The sequence below is a fragment of the Streptococcus sp. 27098_8_22 genome (assembly GCF_041432415.1).
GTDB lineage: Bacteria > Bacillota > Bacilli > Lactobacillales > Streptococcaceae > Streptococcus > Streptococcus pseudopneumoniae_M.
Window position 1 is genome coordinate 1 of the sequence record NZ_JAPVZP010000005.1, and the last position, 16,606, is coordinate 16,606.

Sequence of the window (16,606 nt, forward strand, 5' to 3'; positions counted from 1 at the left end):
ACAAAGCATCCAAATAAGTTTATAATAGCATGATTATTGATAAAGGAGTTATTCATGGATTATAAACATATTTCTACTTTCTTAGACTACTGCGAAACTCATAGACGCTTAAGTTCACATACGATTCGAGCTTACAAAAATGATCTTTTGCAATTTTACAATTCAAATTACAGCAGTGTGGAAACCTATGTTGAACATTTGACGAAATCCAATATTAAATCTAATACATTACGTCGCAAAATTGCTAGTTTGAAGGTGTTTTACAGCTACTTAAAATATCAGAATTTAGTTGATGAGAATCCTTTTAATCAATTACGTTTTCAATTTAGAACGGAAAAAATATTACCTAAAACAATTCCTTATGATATTTTGAAAAGTATTTTTTCACATCTAGAACAGAAAGTTGCCTATTCAAAAACTAAATATCAAAAACAAAAAGCTGAAAGAAATTTGCTAATCATTTCCCTATTGCTTTCAACTGGTATTAGGATTTCCGAACTTTGTCATATTCATCTTAAAAATATTAATCTTTCAAATAGGACTCTCCATATTATGGGAAAAGGTAAGAAAGAACGTATCCTATTTTTAGGAGATCAAATAACATTTAGCTTACTAGAAACATATATAAATAACTACTGCTTTCAACCCAGTGACTACCTATTCCCTGGAAAATATTCTATCAAACCATTGTCAGAGCAAAGTGTACGTTTAATTCTAAATACCCTTGTTAAACAACATAACTTAACTACACCTATTACTCCCCATATGTTTAGACATAGTTTCGCAACGATGCTTCTAGATAGTGATGTAGATATTCGATACATTCAACAATTTCTTGGACATAGTTCTATCTCAGTCACACAAATCTATACTCATGTATCTCAGTCAAAGCAAAAAGAAATTCTAACTCTGTGTAATCCCATCGCTTCGATTCATTCACAATCAAAAAAATAGGGCTACCTTCATGGAGGTAGCCCTATCCTGAATAATTAAGTCCAGTATCGTCACGAGCTTCGCCATTATAGGCAAATGGATTGCCTGTTGTGTCGGTGCTTGTCTTTCTTGCGCCATAGAGGTTATAGCTGCTTGATGCGACGGCTTGTCCATCCTTGGTCAAGCCTGTCACAGAGCCTGACTGGTTAGTCAAGTAGTTGTAGCTGTCACCTGTTTGGTTGTTGAGGTAGCTAGCTCGACCCTGACCATAGCCATAGGTCTCACGAGCCTTGCCATCATGATCATAGGTTTCAAGGACTTCTGTATGTTCACGATTGATATCGTTGACATAGTTGCGTTCCTCGTAGTAGTTGTAGGTATCCTCTCGTGTGGTATAAGGGATCAGAACATCCTGGACCTGACTGGCATAGGTTACTTCTCCCTGTCCCGGTAAGTTACCGAGTTCTGGTGGGTTGACCACGATTCCTTCCTTGGTCGCTCGATCCTTAGCCACTTTCTGGTGATAGGCTCTCGACACATCGTCAAAGATGCTATGCCAGATGCTTCCTATCGTTTGCGGTAGCGTGGATAGGGCTTGGAGGACATTCTGACTAAAGCCATACCAGAAGAGAGAGTTTTCTTCCCCACTTGGGGCTGTATATGGTGACTTACGACCTGACTTGCCTCTACCTGCATGCGATACCTGATCACCAGATTGATCTTCCTTAGGTTTGCGTTGGAAGAGTTGATAAGTGTTCTTGCCTTCCTTGCGACTAGCAGTGAAGACACGGTTATCATCCCCATCGTAAAGCGCAGCCATGAGAAGGCCCTTCTTGTCCTTGATCGCAAGCAAGCGGTTCTCGGTGTCGTAGATATAGTCTAGCTTCTCTGAGTTCTTCTCAGAAGCGATGCTGGTATCAATATAGTCAGCTAGAAGTAAACTTTATAGTAAGCCATAAGTAAAATCTCCTGAAGAAATTCTTCAAGAGATTTTAGATTAATTTAACTCATAATCCTACGTCATCAAAAATCTAAACCGATGATTATCCATTCATCAACATAATCCCAAAAAGGGATCGGATATTCTGGCAATTCATCCTTTGACCAAAATATACCTCCTTCATCTATTGGTTTAGACAAATCTAAAACGAGATACTTTCCCATACCATTACTAAAAAAATTGTAATAACAGGAAATATCATCTGTTAACTGATCCTCAAATTCCCAATCATAATCGGCTATTGGTTCAATCATATCTAAATCGTCTAATCCCATACTTTTACTCGTATAGTCATTAAAACCTGCATGAACTTTTGTATAAAACTGAATAATACTCTCATCTAATTCTATATCTGACTGCTTAAAATGATCAATAAAATGTTGCTCCAAAATCGGCATTTTCCCCTCATAAAAAACCAAGCTATTGCTTTGATACGTTCTAATGGAATAAAGCAATGAATAATTGCTTCCAATTTTGATAAGATCTATATCTTCTGAAAATTCCTCTAGATATGAGATTGTATTGCTGAGTTCAACTCCTAAATATTTTTTCCATTCCTCAAAAATTATTTGTTTTCTTTTAGAAAAATCTGATGTTTGAAATGCATCGCGCCAATATTGTGGAATAGTATGATTGGACAGATTTTCAAAATTAGATAAAATCTCGACCATCTCTCCAGCTGGTACATATTTCTTTAAAAAATTTAATTTTTCATTCATAAACTACCTCCAATTTATTTATCATAGATAAAATTATCTATCATACTCTGAAGTTCCCCTTCTAAGATTGCTTCTTTTCTTATCATTTCTTCCCTAAAAATTGGATTTATCGGTGTATTAGTTTTTTTATACATCGTCCAATCGCTATAAGATTTTGCTCCTTTTGAAGTATTTGCTGATTTACTTAATCCTATAAAATTCTCTTCAAAATTCAACACAGAAAGTTGTTGCTCCGATGATAACTTATCAAATCCCTCCATAGTAACAATTTTTTTCATTGGGACTATATGATCAACTTCTAATTTCTTGGTAATAACATTTCCTGGTATTGCAAAATCATTCATCGGCAGACTAATCCCTTCATTTACTCTCATCCGAAGATCGGGTGTTGGAGTATTATCTCTTAATTTTTTATATTCTGCAGCAGATAATTTACTTTTCCCATATCGTGCTTTAGATACTGAAGCACCAGACTTCTCCGCAAACATTTGGAGATTATCTACTGTCATTGGTATACGTCCACCCGTAGGCTTCGTAGTCACCACATCAGCCTTAGGAGCCTTCTTAGGAGACACACTACCTGCTCCGTTGGTAAAGGTGTTAAAGGCAAAGTTCATGGCGACTGTTTGACCAGTAATCTTATTTCCTGTGGCCAAATCAATACCTGTGTCAATCGCAGTCTCAACCGCAGATTCCACTCCAATCTTTGGCAACTTGTCGAACTGCTTGATTGCCAATATTTTGGGTCACATTGGTTGCTAGACTAGCTCCTGCTCCCATCAATTGACCACCAATAAGACCTGAGATAGCACCTGTTCCTGCTCCTTTGGCAATCGAACCAACCAATTCCCAACCACGTTGGCCAGAACTATAGGCATCATATCCTGAGATGATTGCTCCAGAGGCTGCACCACCGATAGCCATCGCTACGGGGGCTCCAAGACCTCCAGTCGCTACGGTAAGAGCAATACCGACACCGATAGCTGCCGCAGTTACGGCAACCTTCTTCCAGTCGACATTTTTCACGAAATCAACGACTTGATTCTTAACTCGTTCAGCTGTTGTACAGACATGTTTTAAGGTATTCTGCAAGGCTGTTCCCCAGTTTCGGAGGAGATTCATACCTTCTCGGATGGTTGGGGAAGAGCTCAAGCCTGTTGCCAAGGCATAGGCAGACCGAACCACTTGTTGGCGCTTGGCTTCTATCTGAGCTACTGTTTGCTGGTATTTCGTTTGTACATAGTCACTGGCACTATTGTAGGCCGTTTGAACCTTATTCCACTGTCTGCCAACCCAATTCGATGCACGATTGTATTGAGTGTTGACCCAGTTAGTCGCGTGGTTGAAAGCACTCTTAGTCGCATTCCAAGCCTTGGAGGCGAAGCTCTTCACACTATTCCAGGTGTTTGAGGCCACTCTTTTCACAGTATTCCAGGTATTAGATGCGACTCGTTTAACACCATTCCAAGCATTAGAGGCTGTCTTTTTAACATAGTTCCAGCCTTTTTTGATACTGTTCCAGAAATGCCCACTCGGGTCTGTATAGTTAACCGGGTTGTTCTGCACATAGCTGTAGAGGTTCTGGCTGAGAGGGTCCGTCGCCTCACCTGGGTAGCTATCCTCTGTTAAGAACGTACCTCCCTGACTATCATAATATCTTGCTCGTAAATAGTCAAGCCCAGTATCGTCACGAGCTTCGCCGTTATAGGCAAATGGATTCCCTGTTGTGTCGGTGCTTGTCTTTCTTGCCCCATAGAGGTTATAGCTGCTTGATGCGACGGCTTGCCCATCCTTGGTCAATCCTGTCACAGAGCCTGACTGGTTAGTCAAGTAGTTGTAGCTGTCACCTGTTTGGTTGTTGAGGTAGCTTGCTCGACCCTGACCATAGCTAGAGATGAGCTTATTCTGCTTATCTACATGGCGGAGTTCGGTGAGACTAAAAATTTAATCTTTTGATGATTTCATAGCAAAACACCCCAAAGAATTAGACTTTCTATCTAAATTTTGGGGTGTACCACATTCAGCAATATACTTTTATTTGTTTAGATCTCGATGAAATGGCATTATTCAATGATATAAACATTAAATTTTTTTCTCTTACCATCAACTATGTATCTCTCAACGCCTCCATCCCACCACAAAACAGTGTCAGATAAAATCTCTAAAAAAATATTTTTAGAAATTTCATCATTGATAAAAAGATACTTTGCATTATTTATAAAAATATTAATGCTATCTGGGATTATATAGTCAGGACGCTCAAGACGATCAGCTAGTGCATCCCAATTGCCATCTTGGAGATCATCAATATTAAAATCTTCCGCTAATATCTGTACAGCATCTTTTTCACTCTGTACTGTTTTTCCATCAATATTTAGATTAAAATAACCAGAGAATTTGAACATTAAGTATATTTTCTCTAATTTTGTTATTCGTTTATATACATTCACCTTATTTCACCCTTATAAATTGCTCGTAATGCTTATCTGTATAATACAAACTACCATCACTTCCTTTAACAAAACGCTCTGCATCTCTCGTACTATCAACAATTTTTGAATTTATATCAAACTCTCTATACATAATTGTATTTCCATTTGCATCAACATTTGGTAAGTAATTTTTATTATTTTTAAATCGTCCTCCAGCCTTGGTACCAGTACTTTGTCCTTTATATGTTCCTGTCCAATTATTACGTGAATAACCATTATAAGCGTCTTGTACATGCTGAGGAAATTCATCTAGTTTCTTACTACCCCTCAAACCTTTGTTAACATCATCTACTTTATCCGCCACACGAGCAGCATCTGATGCCTTGTCCACAGCCTTTGCAGCTTTCGAAGCATCTTTAGCTCTATCAGCTGCCTTCGCAGCTTTTGATGCATCATTAACCTTATCCAGTGCTTTTAAGCCTTTACTAGCGGCTTTAGCTCCCTTGGCAACTTTACTAGTTTTTAATGTTACGATATCAGCTAGTAGCCATCCAGCTGCTTCTATGCGACTGGCATTCTCACCTGTTTCAGGATCTTTCCCTGTAGTTAGACGGTATGTATCGTTGACAGAGAAAAACTCTCCGATTATATAAGGTATTTTCTTTAAGCCATCTACTGTATTCTCCCAAACCAGTTTGTTACCAGCTTCAATTTCCTCTTTTGTGCGTATGCCCGTCCCTATACCTGATTTACCATCATAGCTTCTCGACAAGGCTGCAACCGCAGACATATCGCCAGAATTTGCTTTTTTGACAAGTTGTCGTAACTCACTAGCTGTCAGTTTTTTCTTGCTAGCATCATCTTGACCCTTAGTCGTTTTTGGATTACATACATGCTTCAAGGTGTTCTGTAATGCCGTGTTCCAATTACGAAGTAAATTTAATCCTTCCCGGATGGTTGGAGATGACTTAATGCCTGTTGCTAAACCATATTCATAGCGAATCTGTTGGCGACGGCGCTGTTCTGCTTGGGCTCTTGCGCGCGCTGCTTGTTGTTGGGCATATGCATAAGAACTTTGTCCTCCGTAACTTCCACCCTGATATGTTGCCACATTGGGACCAAAAGCTTGATAATAACTTGCTGGTGCTCGGAAGTTTCGATCGGTTTGAATACGACGATCTGTGTATTCACGTAGTGACACTGCACGACCTAAAGCATCTTGTTCAACAATACTCCGTTGGTAGAAACGTTGAAGGCGCGTATTGATACTACGAGGGCGACTTGGTTCGCCTTCACCACCCATCCAGACCATTCTATGCCCACTCGGGTCTGTATAGTTAACCGGGTTGTTCTGCACATAGCTGTAGAGGTTCTGGCTGAGAGGATCTGTGTCCTCACCTGGGTAGCTATCCTCTGTTAAGAACGTACCTCCCTGACTATCATAATATCTTGCTCGTAAATAGTCAAGTCCAGTATCGTCACGAGCTTCACCGTTATAGGCAAAGGGATTCCCTGTTGTATCTGTGCTTGTCTTTCTTGCCCCATAGAGGTTATAGCGACTGGATGCGACGGCTTGTCCATCCTTGGTCAAACCTGTCACAGAGCCTGACTGGTTAGTCAAGTAGTTGTAGCTGTCACCTGTTTGGTTGTTGAGGTAGCTAGCTCGACCCTTGCCATAGCTATAGGTCTCACGTGCCTTGCCATCATGGTCATAGGTTTCGAGGACTTCTGTATGTTCACGATTGACATCGTTGACATAGTTGCGTTCCTCGTAGTAGTTGTAGGTATCCTCTCGTGTGGTATAAGGGATCAGGACATCCTGAACCTGACTGGCATAGGTCACTTCTCCCTGTCCAGGTAAGTTCCCGAGTTCTGGTGGGTTGACCACGATTCCTTCCTTGGTCGCTCGATCCTTAGCCACTTTCTGGTGATAGGCTCTCGACACATCGTCAAAGATGCTGTGCCAGATGCTTCCTACTGTCTGTGGTAGGGTGGATAGGGCTTGGAGGACATTCTGACTAAAGCCATACCAGAAGAGGGAGTTTTCTTCCCCACTTGGGGCTGTGTATGGCGACTTACGTCCTGACTTGCCTCTACCTGCATGCGATACCTGATCACCAGATTGATCTTCCTTAGGTTTGCGTTGGAAGAGTTGATAAGTGTTCTTGCCTTCCTTGCGACTAGCAGTGAAGACACGGTTATCATCCCCATCGTAAAGCGCAGCCATGAGAAGGCCCTTCTTGTCCTTGATCGCAAGCAGGCGGTTCTCTGTGTCGTAGATGTAGTCTAGCTTCTCTGAATTCTTCTCAGAAGCGATGCGATTGCCATTCTTGTCGTAGGTATAGGTGATGGTGCCATCTGGACCTTCTAGTTTGGTCAAGTGGTTATGGTCATCATAGGTAAAGCGTGTCTGGCTCTCCTTACCATCAACTGTCTCGGTGCTAGTCAGCTTATTGCCGGCTAGGTCATAGGTGTAGGAGAGCTTGGAAAGTTCCTTACCAGATGCATCCGATACGATCATGTTTTCCACTTGACCCAAAGTATCGTAGGTGTAGGTATGGACTAGGGTTTCACCATCTTGCTTGATGGTTTCCTTAGCGATATAGCCACCATCATCATACTCATAGCCGTAGCTGGAGATGAGCTTGTCTTGCTTGTCCATGTGACGGAGTTCGGTGAGACGGTGAGCCTTGTCATAGGTCAAGAAGCTCTTGGTCCCATCTCCTCGATTAACTTCCGTCAGATCCCCTGCGGTGTTGTAGCTATAGCTGGTCTTTTGTCCTTTGACATCTGTCACGGAAGTGAGACGATCCAGTTCATCGTAAGTATAAGAAACTGTGCTACCATCTGGGTAAATCATCTTCGAGATATTGCCATAAGCATCATACTCGTACTGGATCAGGCTACCATCTCCCTGACGAACGCCCGTGATCTCGCCTTCTTCGTTGGTCGCGTACTGACTAGTTCCTGTCAGATCACTCATAGACACCCGACGGCCGTCCGCATCATAGGTATAGAGCACTTGCCCATCTTGCTTTTCAGAGTGTGAACATAAAACTCTCGAAGAAATCCATCCTCGAGAGTTTTATCTATGGTTCTATTACAGCTGGATAGGTTATTTAAAATTTATCACATTCTTAAGTAAGATTTTAATTATTAGAAAGTGTTTTAATAAACTAGATTTTCAATAAGAAATTTATATTAATTTTTCAATATCCTTAAATCTATACCAATTATATTAAAAAATTTTTTCGCCAGTATTTGAATCTAAGAAATACTTCTTCTCACCTTCGTAAATAAGTATGAGTTCTGTTCCAATAGGCATGTTAAAAATTGGTAATACTGCAGGTTCTATTTCAACAATTGTACTCCAGTCACATACTGACATATTTTCTGAATGTGATAGATACTTTTCAGTATCTATTTTGGAAAAAAACGCCATCCATTATCTAGTTCATCAACGGAATCCTCTCGGAATATCCATTTTATATTCGCCTTATTTTTTAAAATATTATTAGACACTATTGAAGCACCTAATCCCATTCCTATTTTACTCATATTTATGACCTATATTTGTACTAGGTAATTCTGGCCTATAATTAAATGGAAATCTATACCATTCTAAAAACTCAGATTTACTAATTTCTCCACTCATATATTGTCGATGTTTCTCAGAATATTTTTCACCTGGAATATGTCCCATATCCCATTGGCCAGCTCTTTTTCTTGTTTTATCCCAAGTAATTTCTTTACCTGTTGGATCAATCACTTTACTTCCATTTTTTTCTTGGCATTCTCAAACACTTCCTCTATCTGTCTTTTTGCATAATTTGGACGACTATTAGAATAAGCCTTAGGCTTCTCCGCAAACATTTGGAGATTCTCTACTGTCATTGGTATACGTCCACCCGTAAGCTTCGTCGTCACCACATCATCCTTAGGAGCCTTCTTATGCCTTATTTTTAGTATGTTTACACACGTACTTAATGTTTCCTATATTAAAAATTTAAAAAGTGCTCTTCCAGAAAAAATCATGTTCTGATAGTTTGATTCTTTCCACAGTAACATCCCTAGAAATGATATTGAACTTGACTAATCCTTCTAAAACTATCCTGGTTTGAAAAAAACTGCCATCGTAATATTCAAGAGATATCTCTTGACAGGTATACAAGTGATTTTGTGTAAAATCTTTTACTTTAAATTTTTTGCGATTTTGTGCATCTGTCTCATAATTCAGTGATGCACAAGCAAGGAAACTGACTTTCCAACATTCCTCTAAATCTACTTTATTCTCGTTATAACTTTCTATGTATATATGGACTTCATCGCCAAAATATAATATTTGTAAATCTAGAATCCGACAATCCCAATAGTCAGTCTGATTTATCTTATCCTGCTTCTCCCTTATTTCAAATTCTCTCATGTCTATTTCCTTCGCTTATTACAGTAACAACTATCATGCCGATTATACTGCAGCAGTTTTTTGCCCTATCAAAGTCGTACTCTAGTCTTTGACCGTTTGCATTCTGATTGATTTCAGTTTGATCTGAATCCTATCTTCAAAAATACTTATAAGTCTTAAAATTTTTGTCACTTTAAAAGCACCATAGATATAAACATCCAAATTCTCAAACTTCAATAGTCATTTTAAATAAATCTTCCTCGCATGATGAAGCAATCAAGGAAACCTACCAAGTAGAGATCTCAACACTTTTTCCATAGAACTTGCATGTTCAAAGCCCAAAATATTATTATAAGACGATAATGTGCTAAACTCTATGCTAATACTCTGTAGTTAGAGTAGACAATTCTTTAAATAATATACTGAAACTCTCCCCTGATACAACTCGTTCATAAGGATTGGATAACAACTACCCCAATTTGAATTTTCAAGGTGTATAAAGACAGTTGAAAAAAGGAATTCAAAATCCAATTGTCTAATAGAACAAACCAACCTTTAAGACAAGTAGCATCGTAATCCCCCATAAATATATTTCAACAGAAAATCAGTTATTCTAAGCTATTATAGCATTCTTTCGAGTAAAGTTGTATGGTTTGCTAAAATTCATCAAAAAAACACCCCATGGTGTGAACCATGAAGTGTTGTAAATGCTGTATTGTAGCTGGTTCTTAACGTTTAGAGAACTGGCTAGCTTTACGAGCTTTCTTAAGATTTGGTTGGGGCATCACTTATTTCAAAGTGCTTTAAAATCAACATTTTCATAAGTTTTCAAAAAATGAAATTTCAACTAATTTCAATCAGTTTCATTGAAATAAGGGAAACTTTCATAAAAAATAAGCAAAAATCGAACCAGAATATTAAAAGTTTCCCTTATATAAAATTTTTACAGATATGTTAACTTGTTTTATTTTACTAGAAAAGAGAGCCAACGCTCTCTTTCTTTTTATCTATTATATTTTCGTTTTCCTACTAAAGCGAGTAGTCCAAGACTTGCCCCAATCACCGCTAGGAGACTTGATTCTTTCGTTCCAGTATTTGGAAGTTGTTTCTTAGCATTGGTAGCTTGTGCAGGCGCTTGATAAGTTTTGTCGTCTTTAGTTCCTACCGTTACTTTCTCTGCTTTGTAATCAACCACATTCCCTTTACCATCTACAACTAGTACTGGTTTGTAACCTGCTTTTTCAAGCTCTTTACGTTTTGCTTCGGTAAGGTCAGCTAAACGTTTAGCTTCTACTTGTTCACTATATAACGCAAAGAGTTTGTCATAGGCTTCTTGGTCGATTTTTTGCTCTTGCAACAACTTATCAAGGACAGCTTGTGCTTCTTTCAAAGCAATCGCTTTCTCTTTAAGAGTAGCTTCTTTTTGAGCAAGAACTTTCTTAGCTTTAACTAAGTTAGGCTCTGCATTGAGCAAGTTTTCAAGGTCAGCCTTGGCTTGTTCAAGAGTTTTAGTTGCTTGTGCTACTTTCTCTTTAGATAGCGCGAGATTTTTTTCAGCGATCTTGATTAGAGATTTCAACTCTTCCAACTTAGCTTTTTCATTTGCTAGGTTGTTTTTAGCGTTAGTAAGGGTAGCCTCTTTATTGGCAAGTTCTTGTTTCGCTTTGTCAAGGTTTTGTTGCTTGATTTTAACGTCAGCAGTCAAGGCTTCTAGTGCTTTTTTAGCATTTTTCAAGCGCTCATTCGCACTAGCGAGCGTGTCTTTTGCATTTACAAGATTACGTTCAGCAGTCGGTGTTTTAAGTGGTGTAGCTTTAAGAGCATCCAATCGTTTTTGAATTGTTTCCTGCTCCCCTTTAGCCTTGATATTCGCAAGCGAAGCACTTGTTTTTTCACGTTGTGCCTGATAGTTTACAGTCTGAGCATTTAATAGGGTAGCTTTTGCATTGTTATAGGCTTTTACAATGCTTTCTGCTGTATTATTGTTAGGTACTTCAGTCTTATCCAACTTGTTTCCAGTAACTTGATTATCAAAAACTGATATGAAGTGTGCGCTTGTACGTCCTAGACGCTTAGAAATATCTAAAGCAAAATATTCTTTAGTAGCACCTCGAACAGAAGATACACCTGTTATGTTTTGAGCGTGCATCCACTCCCAACCATTAAATAGCAAGTCAGAAATACTTTCATAAACCCATTTTTTAGCATCATACATGGTATGAATTTCATCACCACTATTGACACTGTTGAGATTTTCAAGGTAATTTTGAGTATCATCCTCATAAGTAGGCAATCCATACTTACGAGCTACGTTATTTATTGCTTTGTTATCGTGACCTTTTCCGAATCCCCAATCATCAGCTACGTAACCGTCAGTCACTTCGTCAGCAACTTGAACCATGCCTTTTGTTACAACAGTTTTAGGTGTTCCAAAACGCTCACGGATTTGGTTAAGTAGATCACTTGCAAATAGAGAAAGTTCTGTCATTTGTTCGGTTGTCAAGTTATTAGCATCAACACTGATAGCTTTATCATTTGCATTTCCTTTGAATTTATTCAAATTCAAATTTTCTTGGTTAACCGACTTTAAGATAGACTCTACTTTTTCTCTATGTTCTCTCCACTTAGCACGGTCATCCAAAATGTTATAAGGATTATTTACATAGGATTTCAAAGCGTTAACATATTCATCAGTAACTTGGAAAGTGTTAATTGATTTATAACTACTTTCAGCCCTAGTAAATGTGTCCTGTGCTTGGTCAAGAGCAGTTTGTGTCTGGTCAGCTTTGCTAGTAGCATCAGTCAATGTAGACTCTGTGCTTGCTACTACCTTACTAGCTTCTGTCAACTCGTTTTGGACGCTTGAAATTGCATCTGCAAGATTCTTGTCGTCTGACTTAGCTAGTTCCAAGGCCTTCTCTGCACTCGTCAACTGTTCCTGTGCTTGCTTTTGGAAAGTCTCAGCGTTTTCCTTTTCTTCGACAACTTTCGCTTGGCCTGTACCGTCAAGGATAGCTTGTGCGCTATCTACATTAGTCTGTGCGTCTTTGACTTCTTTTTCAGCACTTGCTACCTTATCCTCAGACTTCTTAACCACTTTTTCTTGGTCTTTAGCTACTTGATTAGCTTTTTCAAGGTCATTTTTAGCATTTTCTTCTTGCTTTTCAGCATTAGTCTTACCAGTTTCAGCATTGGCAACTTCTTGCTTTTGCTTTTCAATGTTTTCTGGTGTTGCTTTATCCTTAACTGCTTGCGCCTTATCTACTTCAGACTGAGCATTATCCTTTTCGGTTTGTGCCTTGTCTTTTTCAGTCTGCGCTTGGTCTTTTTTGGCTTGTGCGTCTGCTGCTGCTTGGGTAGATTTGTCAAGTTTGTCCTTGGCTTCGTCAACTTGACCTTTTGTGACTTCCTTAGTAGGAACTTTCTCTTCGTTTTTTGGTGCTCCTTTCTCTACCAAAGCTGGTTCGTTTTTAGCAGTTGTAGGTAATGGAAGCTCTACTGTATCTGCGTGAGTAGTTCCGATTGTTCCGACAAAACCAGTTGCTGCAATGGCAGAAATAACCGCACCCGTATACAATTTTTTAGCAGCACTATGCCTATTTTCCGTAGTTTTTGACATTTATAAACTCCTTTTGTACAATGCCCTATGCATTTTATTAGACTATAGTACTATTTTACCATACTTTTCTTGTTTTTGGATAGTTTATTATACTTATTTTTAGAGAAAACAGATAGTAAAATGGTATATAGTATGGAATATAATAAATTACAAAAGCATATCGCATTTCGCATACGTGAGTGTAGAAAAGCACAGGGATTAAGTCAAGAAAAATTATCTGAAATTGCTGGGCTAGGTGTTAAAGCGATTCAAAATATAGAAAACATGAAGTATGATTTTAAGATAAAAACTCTTGAATCCGTAATCAAAGCCCTAAATCTAACGGTCGAGGAGTTCTTCAATCTACAATCATTTGAATCAGATCGAGAAGATTCTCCAGAAGTACTTTTTGAAAACTTAACAAAGTTACCCAAAGATAAGCAAGGAAAAATTATATCTTCATTTAATGAAATTGTAAAGAATATCAAATAAACCCAGTCAAAATAAATTTTGGTTGGGTTTTATTTTACAGTCTTGCTTATTTTAAAAAATTTCTTCAAAAAATCATTAAGAATTTTCTACTTTTGTTCTACCTTTTATTTTTACATACGATTTAGAGAATGCGGATCATTAACCTATCAAAATCTTCACCATCTGACTTTAACTCCAAATTGAGTGAACAAGCTACAAACATAACACAGAATATAAAAAAATAACTTCCTATTGCTACCAAATAGGTTTGCTAATACTATCACACTTTTGATTATAACAACTATGATTTCTCTTTGCATTGTACAATCATAATAAATAAGAAATAACATGTTCTGTATTTTAGGAAAACGTATAAAGTCAAAAAAAGAACACCCCGAAAGGTGCTCTTTGTAAGTATAGTAATTCTTTCGAATTAACGTTTACTAAATTGTGATGCTTTACGAGCTTTCTTAAGACCTGGTTGGAAACACTTTTATTTGAATAAGTGTCAACATCCGCTTAAAATCAATGTTTTCCCACATTTACAGAAAACAGAATTTCATCTAATTTGAATAAATTTCATTTGAATGGTGTGAATTTTACCCTAAAAATACACAAATTGAGCTAGATTTTACCAAAAAGTTCACACCATTGATTCAATTATTTTTTGTTACGTACGTTTTTCTTAGATGATAGACCTCCTAATGTATTTCTTATAGCATTTGAGCAAACCTCCGTCAAAGGTTCTCCTATTGCCTCCTTGTAATTAAATCCTAATAGTTGCATAGTCTTTAAAGTATCCTTATTAAGTAGAGCAACCAATTGTTTCATTGAATCTTCTTTCCCATCTTCAACATTAGTAAATGAAGATAGAAGAGAAATAACCCGTTCTAAAGTGTTGTGCAAATACTCAATATCTTTATCATCAATATGTACTTTTTCATATTCTTCTTTATATGCCTGAGCAATTCTAATTGCCTGTTCTCGTTCCGAAAGTAACTCATTTACAATTTCATCATAAGTATTTCGTAATTTATCGGCGTTACGTTCTTCCTTTAATGATTGAATTTTACTATTCACTAGTGTTGTTGTTCCCTTAAATGTTAGAGTTCCCAATTCAATCCCTGCTTTTACTAAAGCTTCTGTAATATATGGCTCCATGCTATACCTCTGTTATTTCTTTTTATAATAAAACTATTTTATCATAAATCTACATTAAACATAATATGTTTTTTAGTCTCTATCCCTTTAGGTAAAAATACCGATTTTATGGTATAATAAAGGTAACGTTATATAAGGAGGTGTGCCATGACTCTTGATGTAAATAAAGAAGAATTAACAATTTTAGGGATTCCCTTTGATAATTTTTCAGATTTCGATACCGTCTGGTATGCTATTGGATCATCAATGATTGAAAATTATGAACCTACTGTTCAAGATGTGATTGATTTAAAAACTTATGTTGTCAATAGACGAAAGGAATTGAATATTGGTTAAAAATCAATACGAAGGCTATAAGTATATTGACCCTAATCACCAATATACCTATCCAAATTCCACAGTCTTAATCAACAAACAAAATGTTACAAATATTGAAGAAGCCTACCGAAATGAACACTTATTCGTTACTAAAAGACTTGCAGACTTGCGCTTGAAAGCCATTGAAGTCTATTCCATGAGTAATATTTTAGCCATTCATAACTATTTGTTTCAAGACGTTTATGCCTGGTCAGGACAATATCGCAAGGTGAATATCTCTAAAAGTGGTAATCCTTTTATGTCGATACAGTCGTTTAATGCTGCAGAAACTTATATAAATCATCTCATTCATTCCTATCATCAAACTGCCAACTCAAAAGATGAAATCATTAAACATTTAGCAAAAATTCTTGATAATCTTAATTATTTCCATCCCTTTCGAGAAGGAAATGGACGAACTCAACGAGAAGTTATTCGTTCCTTAGCACTATTAAAAGGGTATTCTGCACAAATACGAGTAGAACAAGATGATGAAGTTTACAACCTTTATATGGACGGAACTGTCTATGGAGACTTAGGGAAGTTAGAAGAATTATTTGCTAAAATATTAAAAGAAATATAGATTGTAATACTTGATAATTACAGAAGTGAAGTAAGCATTCAATACGAATCAATACATAAGAAAAACGCTGATTTCAAGCGTTTTTTCTTTTTTCAATTTCAATACATTTCACTATATTTCAGTCCAAACTCTACCTTTTTCTCTACCTTTTTTAGATAAATATATCATCTGGATATTGAAGTTAAGCCCTGCTATCATTTCGATGGCAGGGCTTTTTAATGTTTGGTACACTACCTTCTTATCTATATTTTGATGGAGCTGAAGTTGACATCTACAAAGTTTAATGTTAAAATACATTCAAAAATATATTTGAACGAGGTGTTTTATGGTTCAAAATGTTGTTACTTCAATAATCCTGTATTCTGGGACAGCCGTAGACTTACTTATTATCCTAATGTTATTTTTTGCCAAAAGAAAAAGCAGAAAAGACATCATTAACATCTATTTAGGACAATTTCTAGGCTCTGTTAGTCTAATATTGCTAAGTTTACTTTTTGCATTTGTCTTAAATTATATTCCTAGTAAAGAGATTTTAGGTTTGCTCGGTTTGATTCCAATTTTCCTAGGACTCAAAGTTTTGCTTTTAGGAGATTCTGATGGGGAAGCTATTGCAAAAGATGGTTTGCGCAAAGATGATAAAAACCTGATTTTTCTAGTCGCTATGATTACTTTTGCAAGTTGTGGTGCTGACAATATTGGTGTTTTTGTCCCATATTTTATTACCTTAAATTTAACGAATTTGATAGTGGCTTTACTTACTTTTCTAGTCATGATTTATCTCTTGGTTTTTTCTGCCCAAAAATTGGCACAAGTCCCTTCTGTTGGAGAAACTTTGGAAAAATATAGCAGATGGTTTATTGCCGTTGTTTATTTAGGGTTGGGGATGTATATCCTGATTGAAAACAACAGCTTTGACATGCTAAGGACTGTGTTCGGCTAGGAGAAAAAAT

At 37.2% G+C, this 16,606-nt stretch carries 18 protein-coding genes and 1 pseudogene; 5 read left to right on the forward strand and 14 right to left on the reverse strand.

Annotation, left to right across the window (positions count from 1 at the left end; all coding sequences use genetic code 11):
* Positions 1–54: 54 nt before the first annotated feature.
* Complete coding sequence (locus O3633_RS06645; protein ID WP_049530596.1) at positions 55–954, forward strand: tyrosine-type recombinase/integrase; 900 nt, start codon at positions 55–57, stop codon at positions 952–954.
* A 22-nt stretch (positions 955–976) separates the two neighbouring features.
* On the opposite strand, the gene O3633_RS06650 is transcribed toward O3633_RS06645, so the two are convergent.
* From O3633_RS06650 to O3633_RS06705, 12 genes and pseudogenes are all read right to left on the reverse strand, one after another.
* Positions 977–1,753 carry a hypothetical protein gene (locus tag O3633_RS06650; protein WP_049530597.1) on the reverse strand — a complete coding sequence of 259 codons (777 nt, stop codon included), beginning with the start codon at positions 1,751–1,753 and terminating at the stop codon, positions 977–979.
* Positions 1,754–1,956: 203 nt separating this feature from the next.
* The gene (locus tag O3633_RS06655) at positions 1,957–2,652 is read right to left on the reverse strand and encodes a hypothetical protein (protein ID WP_049530714.1); all 696 of its coding nucleotides are present in this window, start codon (positions 2,650–2,652) and stop codon (positions 1,957–1,959) included.
* A gap of 14 nt (positions 2,653–2,666) precedes the next feature.
* A complete protein-coding gene (locus O3633_RS06660) occupies positions 2,667–3,365 on the reverse strand; it encodes a hypothetical protein (RefSeq protein WP_371620795.1) in 699 nt (232 codons plus the stop codon).
* Complete coding sequence (locus tag O3633_RS06665) at positions 3,334–4,482, reverse strand: RHS repeat-associated core domain-containing protein (RefSeq protein WP_371620796.1); 1,149 nt, start codon at positions 4,480–4,482, stop codon at positions 3,334–3,336. The genes O3633_RS06660 and O3633_RS06665 overlap by 32 nt, the downstream gene beginning before the upstream one ends.
* Before the next feature lie 233 nt (positions 4,483–4,715).
* Positions 4,716–5,102: a barstar family protein gene (locus O3633_RS06670; RefSeq protein WP_371620797.1), complete on the reverse strand. Its 387-nt coding sequence runs from the start codon at positions 5,100–5,102 to the stop codon at positions 4,716–4,718.
* A 1-nt stretch (position 5,103) separates the two neighbouring features.
* On the reverse strand, positions 5,104–8,106 hold the full coding sequence (locus O3633_RS06675) for an RHS repeat-associated core domain-containing protein (protein WP_371620798.1): 3,003 nt from the start codon (positions 8,104–8,106) through the stop codon (positions 5,104–5,106).
* Between the two features lie 216 nt (positions 8,107–8,322).
* Positions 8,323–8,642: pseudogene (locus tag O3633_RS06680) on the reverse strand (immunity protein Imm33 domain-containing protein).
* A complete protein-coding gene (locus O3633_RS06685; RefSeq protein ID WP_049529780.1) occupies positions 8,635–8,853 on the reverse strand; it encodes an HNH/ENDO VII family nuclease in 219 nt (72 codons plus the stop codon). Before O3633_RS06685 ends, O3633_RS06680 begins: the two are co-directional and overlap by 8 nt.
* Positions 8,850–9,011, reverse strand: coding sequence for a hypothetical protein (locus O3633_RS06690; RefSeq protein ID WP_204373579.1), 162 nt, complete (start codon positions 9,009–9,011; stop codon positions 8,850–8,852). The genes O3633_RS06685 and O3633_RS06690 overlap by 4 nt, the downstream gene beginning before the upstream one ends.
* A gap of 79 nt (positions 9,012–9,090) precedes the next feature.
* A complete protein-coding gene (locus O3633_RS06695) occupies positions 9,091–9,507 on the reverse strand; it encodes a PIM7 family immunity protein (protein ID WP_049529779.1) in 417 nt (138 codons plus the stop codon).
* Between the two features lie 372 nt (positions 9,508–9,879).
* The gene (locus O3633_RS06700) at positions 9,880–10,038 is read right to left on the reverse strand and encodes an Imm70 family immunity protein (RefSeq protein WP_080982607.1); all 159 of its coding nucleotides are present in this window, start codon (positions 10,036–10,038) and stop codon (positions 9,880–9,882) included.
* Between the two features lie 451 nt (positions 10,039–10,489).
* Complete coding sequence (locus O3633_RS06705) at positions 10,490–13,105, reverse strand: SEC10/PgrA surface exclusion domain-containing protein (RefSeq protein ID WP_371620799.1); 2,616 nt, start codon at positions 13,103–13,105, stop codon at positions 10,490–10,492.
* Positions 13,106–13,237: 132 nt separating this feature from the next.
* On the opposite strand from O3633_RS06705, the gene relB reads away from it, so the two are divergent.
* Positions 13,238–13,576 carry a type II toxin-antitoxin system RelB family anti-toxin gene (relB, locus tag O3633_RS06710; protein WP_049529783.1) on the forward strand — a complete coding sequence of 113 codons (339 nt, stop codon included), beginning with the start codon at positions 13,238–13,240 and terminating at the stop codon, positions 13,574–13,576.
* 639 nt (positions 13,577–14,215) lie between these two features.
* On the opposite strand, the gene O3633_RS06715 is transcribed toward relB, so the two are convergent.
* Positions 14,216–14,716, reverse strand: a complete 501-nt coding sequence (locus O3633_RS06715) for a hypothetical protein (protein WP_049529777.1) — start codon at positions 14,714–14,716, stop codon at positions 14,216–14,218.
* A 147-nt stretch (positions 14,717–14,863) separates the two neighbouring features.
* Between O3633_RS06715 and O3633_RS06720 the strand changes: the two genes are divergently transcribed.
* Both O3633_RS06720 and O3633_RS06725 read left to right on the forward strand, forming a co-directional pair.
* Positions 14,864–15,052 carry a hypothetical protein gene (locus tag O3633_RS06720; RefSeq protein WP_000171300.1) on the forward strand — a complete coding sequence of 63 codons (189 nt, stop codon included), beginning with the start codon at positions 14,864–14,866 and terminating at the stop codon, positions 15,050–15,052.
* Positions 15,045–15,656 carry a Fic/DOC family protein gene (locus tag O3633_RS06725; protein WP_049529776.1) on the forward strand — a complete coding sequence of 204 codons (612 nt, stop codon included), beginning with the start codon at positions 15,045–15,047 and terminating at the stop codon, positions 15,654–15,656. The genes O3633_RS06720 and O3633_RS06725 overlap by 8 nt, the downstream gene beginning before the upstream one ends.
* A 111-nt stretch (positions 15,657–15,767) precedes the next feature.
* Here O3633_RS06725 and O3633_RS06730 read toward each other — a convergent pair whose 3' ends face one another.
* A complete protein-coding gene (locus tag O3633_RS06730) occupies positions 15,768–15,953 on the reverse strand; it encodes a FanG protein (RefSeq protein ID WP_080566886.1) in 186 nt (61 codons plus the stop codon).
* A 28-nt stretch (positions 15,954–15,981) separates the two neighbouring features.
* On the opposite strand from O3633_RS06730, the gene O3633_RS06735 reads away from it, so the two are divergent.
* A complete protein-coding gene (locus O3633_RS06735; RefSeq protein ID WP_049529775.1) occupies positions 15,982–16,596 on the forward strand; it encodes a CadD family cadmium resistance transporter in 615 nt (204 codons plus the stop codon).
* Positions 16,597–16,606 lie beyond the last annotated feature (10 nt).

What these genes read in the sequence shown, in the direction of transcription:
- O3633_RS06720 (WP_000171300.1), top strand. Translation starts at nt 14,864, where the DNA reads ATGACTCTTGATGTAAATAAAGAAGAATTAACAATTTTAGGGATTCCC.
- O3633_RS06705 (WP_371620799.1), bottom strand. Translation starts at nt 13,105, where the DNA reads ATGTCAAAAACTACGGAAAATAGGCATAGTGCTGCTAAAAAATTGTAT.
- O3633_RS06655 (WP_049530714.1), bottom strand. Translation starts at nt 2,652, where the DNA reads ATGAATGAAAAATTAAATTTTTTAAAGAAATATGTACCAGCTGGAGAG.
- relB (WP_049529783.1), top strand. Translation starts at nt 13,238, where the DNA reads ATGGAATATAATAAATTACAAAAGCATATCGCATTTCGCATACGTGAG.
- O3633_RS06645 (WP_049530596.1), top strand. Translation starts at nt 55, where the DNA reads ATGGATTATAAACATATTTCTACTTTCTTAGACTACTGCGAAACTCAT.
- O3633_RS06730 (WP_080566886.1), bottom strand. Translation starts at nt 15,953, where the DNA reads ATGTATTTTAACATTAAACTTTGTAGATGTCAACTTCAGCTCCATCAA.
- O3633_RS06715 (WP_049529777.1), bottom strand. Translation starts at nt 14,716, where the DNA reads ATGGAGCCATATATTACAGAAGCTTTAGTAAAAGCAGGGATTGAATTG.
- O3633_RS06650 (WP_049530597.1), bottom strand. Translation starts at nt 1,753, where the DNA reads ATGGCTGCGCTTTACGATGGGGATGATAACCGTGTCTTCACTGCTAGT.
- O3633_RS06735 (WP_049529775.1), top strand. Translation starts at nt 15,982, where the DNA reads ATGGTTCAAAATGTTGTTACTTCAATAATCCTGTATTCTGGGACAGCC.
- O3633_RS06695 (WP_049529779.1), bottom strand. Translation starts at nt 9,507, where the DNA reads ATGAGAGAATTTGAAATAAGGGAGAAGCAGGATAAGATAAATCAGACT.